Source organism: Bacillus sp. FG16, from assembly GCF_057809515.1.
Map to the genome: position 1 here is coordinate 1 of NZ_JBMDKC010000180.1, position 4,526 is coordinate 4,526.

At 38.9% G+C, this 4,526-nt stretch carries 8 protein-coding genes and 1 pseudogene; all 9 read right to left on the minus strand.

Annotated elements, in window-relative coordinates; translation table 11 throughout:
- Positions 1–25: 25 nt before the first annotated feature.
- Positions 26–424, minus strand: a complete 399-nt coding sequence (locus ACODS7_RS30925) for a zinc-finger domain-containing protein (RefSeq protein ID WP_488828410.1) — start codon at positions 422–424, stop codon at positions 26–28.
- Between the two features lie 240 nt (positions 425–664).
- Positions 665–826 carry a DUF3797 domain-containing protein gene (locus tag ACODS7_RS30930; RefSeq protein ID WP_488828412.1) on the minus strand — a complete coding sequence of 54 codons (162 nt, stop codon included), beginning with the start codon at positions 824–826 and terminating at the stop codon, positions 665–667.
- Positions 799–1,758, minus strand: coding sequence for a DEAD/DEAH box helicase family protein (locus tag ACODS7_RS30935; RefSeq protein WP_488828413.1), 960 nt, complete (start codon positions 1,756–1,758; stop codon positions 799–801). Before ACODS7_RS30935 ends, ACODS7_RS30930 begins: the two co-directional genes overlap by 28 nt.
- A 21-nt stretch (positions 1,759–1,779) precedes the next feature.
- Positions 1,780–1,974: a hypothetical protein gene (locus ACODS7_RS30940; protein WP_488828414.1), complete on the minus strand. Its 195-nt coding sequence runs from the start codon at positions 1,972–1,974 to the stop codon at positions 1,780–1,782.
- Positions 1,971–2,150 carry a hypothetical protein gene (locus tag ACODS7_RS30945; protein WP_488828416.1) on the minus strand — a complete coding sequence of 60 codons (180 nt, stop codon included), beginning with the start codon at positions 2,148–2,150 and terminating at the stop codon, positions 1,971–1,973. Before ACODS7_RS30945 ends, ACODS7_RS30940 begins: the two co-directional genes overlap by 4 nt.
- Positions 2,151–2,157: 7 nt before the next feature.
- A complete protein-coding gene (locus ACODS7_RS30950) occupies positions 2,158–2,370 on the minus strand; it encodes a YqaI family protein (protein WP_488828418.1) in 213 nt (70 codons plus the stop codon).
- A gap of 648 nt (positions 2,371–3,018) precedes the next feature.
- Positions 3,019–3,228 (minus strand): hypothetical protein, encoded by a 210-nt coding sequence (locus ACODS7_RS30955; RefSeq protein WP_488828419.1) that lies wholly within the window; start codon positions 3,226–3,228, stop codon positions 3,019–3,021.
- Between the two features lie 265 nt (positions 3,229–3,493).
- Positions 3,494–4,039 carry a hypothetical protein gene (locus tag ACODS7_RS30960; protein WP_488828421.1) on the minus strand — a complete coding sequence of 182 codons (546 nt, stop codon included), beginning with the start codon at positions 4,037–4,039 and terminating at the stop codon, positions 3,494–3,496.
- Positions 4,039–4,526: pseudogene (locus ACODS7_RS30965) on the minus strand (ParB N-terminal domain-containing protein); the annotation flags it as partial. The pseudogene ACODS7_RS30965 and the gene ACODS7_RS30960, both read right to left, overlap by 1 nt.

A 4,526-nucleotide genomic window follows, 5' to 3' on the forward strand; every position in this document is an offset into this window, starting at 1 on the left:
TCCATCATATCAGATGGACTCTTTTTTACTGTCTACCTATAGGGGATAATACCAACTCATCCCACTTTTCATCGCTTTCTTTACGCATTTCTTCCACACTTTCATGCAATTGTAGTCCTCGTTTTTTCAATTGTTGGCGGATGGTGCTCGCGTTATACCCTAATATTTCCGCTATTTGAACATATGACAGCCCTTCTTTTTTCAATTCCATTACGTCTTGACACATTTGATCCCATTCCACTTTTGTTTTATATTCTCGACTTTCCCCATCTGTAATCAGGCTAGTTCCTAATTGCTGAATTTCCTGCCCAATTTTACACGTTTCTGTGCAGTATGGATGTGTTTTTCCACCGTGATATTCACAACTCTGACAATGACCATCCAGTAAATCTAAAATACGAATTCTCGTTTCTCTTGCGTCCATACTTCATTCTCTCCTCGGTCTTTTCGTTTATCTTTATTATACCGAGGTTATTTGTGAGGGGCACATTTGGAAAGAGTAGAAATCCACACTATCTGATAAAACGTTCAGAATCCTTTCTAAGCGATTCTAAATCCGTAAATACCTATGGTATTCAAAAAGAATTAAAAATTGAATTTGATGGGCTTCTGAAAGTTATTTTTCGGCCCGACAGTCCGATGCGTGATGAACGAGACATTTTCTCTACTTTTCTTCAATCTCAACATTCCATCCACACTTGCAAGTTCGTTTGAAACGGCCATCTTCAACTTCTAATGTTCCTTCTCCATCACCAATGATTTCATTCCCACATTGTTTACATTTTCCGTACTCACTCATCAGTTCCAGCGTTTTCCAAGCATCCATTCTTTCCCCTCCTTCATTTTAAAAACTTGTAATCTATCTAATGCTGTTTCAAGCAGCTTAATCGTAAAATCCTCGAGTTTTAGATTGGCTTTCCATTCAAATTCTTGTATTTTCTTTTGCGCCTCCATATGTTCCTGCGCAATAGCCATCACTTGTTGAACGAGGCTTGTCCTTTTCGCTTCTTCCTCCGCTTTCACATCGATTCCCAGCTCAAGCCACTGGTATAATTTACGGCCTACATCCGCTGTAATCTTTTGTGGATTCCCTTCGAATAGTTGTGTATTATCCTTGGAAGTAGTAGCTACATGGTCAATATCGATAACAAAATTCAACATAAACTCATATTCCAATTCATCTTTTTGAACCGGCTTGGTCCCCACTTTACGTGGTGCCATCTTTCCATTGGAATCAGATTCCACGACATATTCTGTCTTTGTGCGAAGGGTAGCTAGAATATGCACATCATTCTGCGTAAGAGTCTTAATCAACTTTGTTGTTTCTGAAGCTAATTTCCCCCAGTTTTGAAAGGAGTTCCCTGACATCCCGCCATGTGTTTCTACAATCCCACCTTCCCCTTGCCAATTGTGCGAAAGAGAATCAATGATAATCACCTCTGCACCCGTGCTTTTCATCACCCCTACAGCTGCGTTATATCTTTCTGTTGTGTAAGGTGGCGGAAAATCAATATGAAGGAAACTCCCTATTTTTGTCCCTTCATATACAAGACCTACATGCAACTTAGCACGATTGTGTTCCGTATCGATGACACCAATCCTCTTCCACACTTCCTCTTCTGGAGTATCTGGATATGCTTCACGCATCATGCCATACGCTGTGAGCAACGCCCCAGCTGTTTTCCCTGATCCACTACAACCAATAAAACCAATAACAGCTTTCATCTTTTCTCGTTGCGCTTCTGTTACTTGGAACATTCTTACACCTCCACTACATGATCAATTGTCTTTTTCCATACCTTTCAAAACAAAAATAGAAGCTTCAAAATCTTGAATTCTACCTTCAGCTTCCTGAATATTCTTTTCTACAATCGGTTTCTTTGCTTCTAACCTTACTAAGTCACGTCGATATTCGCTTAATTTTCGTTTTTCCACAGATAATGTTTGTTCTAATTCCTCAATCGAAGCATTCAAAACGGCATCACCTCTTTCTGCTTCGTTAACTCATACACTTCTATAAACGCCTGCAAAGCATACCTGTAAGCAATCACCATACAAATCGATTCAGAGTCATTAGAACACTCATATCGAGCGATAAAACGTTTTAAAATAGCAATCTCATTTTCAACCTTGTGTTGCACCTGTTCCATACACACTTTACCGCTCACCCCTTCGTTCTTGAAATCCAAGTAACGTGACTACATATGCCACTGCGTTCTCTCTCAGAAGAACTTCTCCGTCTGGAGAAATCAATACATCATCATCTGGGAATACATCACTTCCGCAAATATCTTTGAAAGGAATGGGCTCATATTCTTGCGGATCTCGAATCCCATACCCATTATGTAAAACCATTGGGTTTTCTATCATTTAAAAACTTCCCTCCTAATTGTGAAAAAAAAGACTCTGTGGTATCTTAAGTGTGAAACTCAATGAAAAGCTTGGACCACGATTCACGGAAATGAGTCGCTTGGGTTGAATGAAAATAACTGAATATTCCATCTAATTAAGCTAGCATTCTAATCTATCATCTGTTAAAATATGGTTGCACCGTATCCACGAAATACCCTGACTTCCAACCTGTGAAAGCAGGTCTTTTTTTGTTTTCGTCGATTCACTTGTCGAATGATCAAATGAACTGCTATACTGGACATATCTTTCCATGTTGTTGACGATTGAGACAACTCGTTTCCGATTGTTCTTACCAAGCAGAAAGGCCTACTCGTTAGGTCTTTTTGTCTTTCTATGGCCGTTTTTCTTGTTTGACATGAAACACATTTCTGTTATAGTGAGTTGAAGGCACATTACAAAGGTGAATTCGAGTCTTACTTTTGTGCATATCAAGTAGTGTTTCTGCTAAAAGTCCTATATTCTATAGGGCTTTTTTATTGGTATTTTTTGATGGCTGCCTCTTCCAAACATTTTTGTTATACTGATTAGGAAGAGAATTTTATGCACAAAGGTGTAATTGAGTCTTACGTATGTATGCAATAAAAGTTTCTGAGAAAAAGTCCTATTCTATAGGGCTTTTTCGCTTTCTAAAGCTTGTATGTGGAGGGTTGCTGTATCCGTGGCATGTCGTTGTAAATCCTCTAGAATTTCTTCTGCTACCTCAACACCATGCTTATCAATAATCGCAATCACCAATTGATTAAAATCCCACATTCTCGCAATTCCTATTTGTTCTACTAAGCGTTTTTCACGTTTTCCGTATTGTTTGATATCCATACTTTTCACTCCTTCATGTCATATTTCTATTTATCTTTCTATATCGGTTAATAAAACCATATGTTATAATAAACATGTCTAATTTTTTCTGCGTTTGTAAGCCCTAGTACCCTAATGCTAGGGCTTTCTCCTATTCCAATGCTGTTATTTCTCCACATCCTTCATCCACACTTTATCTATCCAATCCATCACATATGCAAATCCACCTAACCCAACAAAGAACAAACTCACCATACATAAGGAAAATGTACTTTCTTCCACAGTTCTAACGACCACCTTTCACAAAAGTATCAAGCTTCTTCCACGTTAATTCTTTCAACAATTGCTTATGCTTCTCGACGAAACAAATTGGGATATCATCTATGGATTGCAAACCCAATTTCTCTTTGATATACGATGTAATCTGGCGCATAATACGTGTAACTTCTTTCTTAATTAACACTTGCATATGACGCTCCAAGTCGGATTTCGTCCCTTCCATTGCTTCGATGGTAAGCTGTACTTTATTGCCCACGAATCCCTTGGCTTTGCTATGGCGTTCTTGCTGTAGCTGGTCTCGTACAATTTTCGAAGCCACATTCTCTAATTGCGCCTGTGTGAGACGATTGTCGAAGCTCCCAACGGATTCGCCAAGCTTCCCTAACGTTTTATCCACCTTTGTCAATTTGTTATTTTGATTCGCAAATTGCGTTTGTACCAATGCGATGAGTTTTTCAAGCGCTTTATCATCTGTACGTTTGATGACTAAATCCCCAGCTTCATTCAGTGTGATTGGTAATTGCGTAACGTTTTCCATGTGTGTTCCTCCCATTAGTTAATTTTCCGACCCGTCTTCGCTATCTTGAGATCATTTAAAAATTCCTGAAACGCTTCAATACGTGAATCTAGTAATTCTTTTGTCGCATCACTTGCGGTCGCAATCGAACCACGCATGAGGGACGATACCACTGCATCTTTCAGAAATTCATCCATATAGGCAATTAAATTGTGGACATTCTTATTCGCAACATAATTCATCGAAGATTCTTCGAGTTGTATGTCATCCACATCTTTAGACAAGGCCTCCGCTTTTTGTTTGTAGAAATCAACTGTATCTTTGAGTTCTGCATTTTCATCTTTTAATTCATTTATAATGTTAATATGTTCTTCAGACTCGATTGCTACCTCTTTCACCACTTCTTTCTCGATGATCTGTGGCTCTTGTTGTTCTAGTTCTTCTAGCTGTTTGCGGGTGAGTTGTTCAGACTTACGGACTGCGAAGGCTTCTTGTTCCGCACGTTTTCTTCGTTCTGTTTCTT

Excerpts from the sequence above, each read along its gene's own strand:
- ACODS7_RS30945 (WP_488828416.1), bottom strand. The coding sequence starts at position 2,150 with ATGGAACAGGTGCAACACAAGGTTGAAAATGAGATTGCTATTTTAAAA.
- ACODS7_RS30935 (WP_488828413.1), bottom strand. The coding sequence starts at position 1,758 with ATGTTCCAAGTAACAGAAGCGCAACGAGAAAAGATGAAAGCTGTTATT.
- ACODS7_RS30955 (WP_488828419.1), bottom strand. The coding sequence starts at position 3,228 with ATGGATATCAAACAATACGGAAAACGTGAAAAACGCTTAGTAGAACAA.
- ACODS7_RS30950 (WP_488828418.1), bottom strand. The coding sequence starts at position 2,370 with ATGATAGAAAACCCAATGGTTTTACATAATGGGTATGGGATTCGAGAT.
- ACODS7_RS30960 (WP_488828421.1), bottom strand. The coding sequence starts at position 4,039 with ATGGGAGGAACACACATGGAAAACGTTACGCAATTACCAATCACACTG.
- ACODS7_RS30930 (WP_488828412.1), bottom strand. The coding sequence starts at position 826 with ATGGATGCTTGGAAAACGCTGGAACTGATGAGTGAGTACGGAAAATGT.
- ACODS7_RS30925 (WP_488828410.1), bottom strand. The coding sequence starts at position 424 with ATGGACGCAAGAGAAACGAGAATTCGTATTTTAGATTTACTGGATGGT.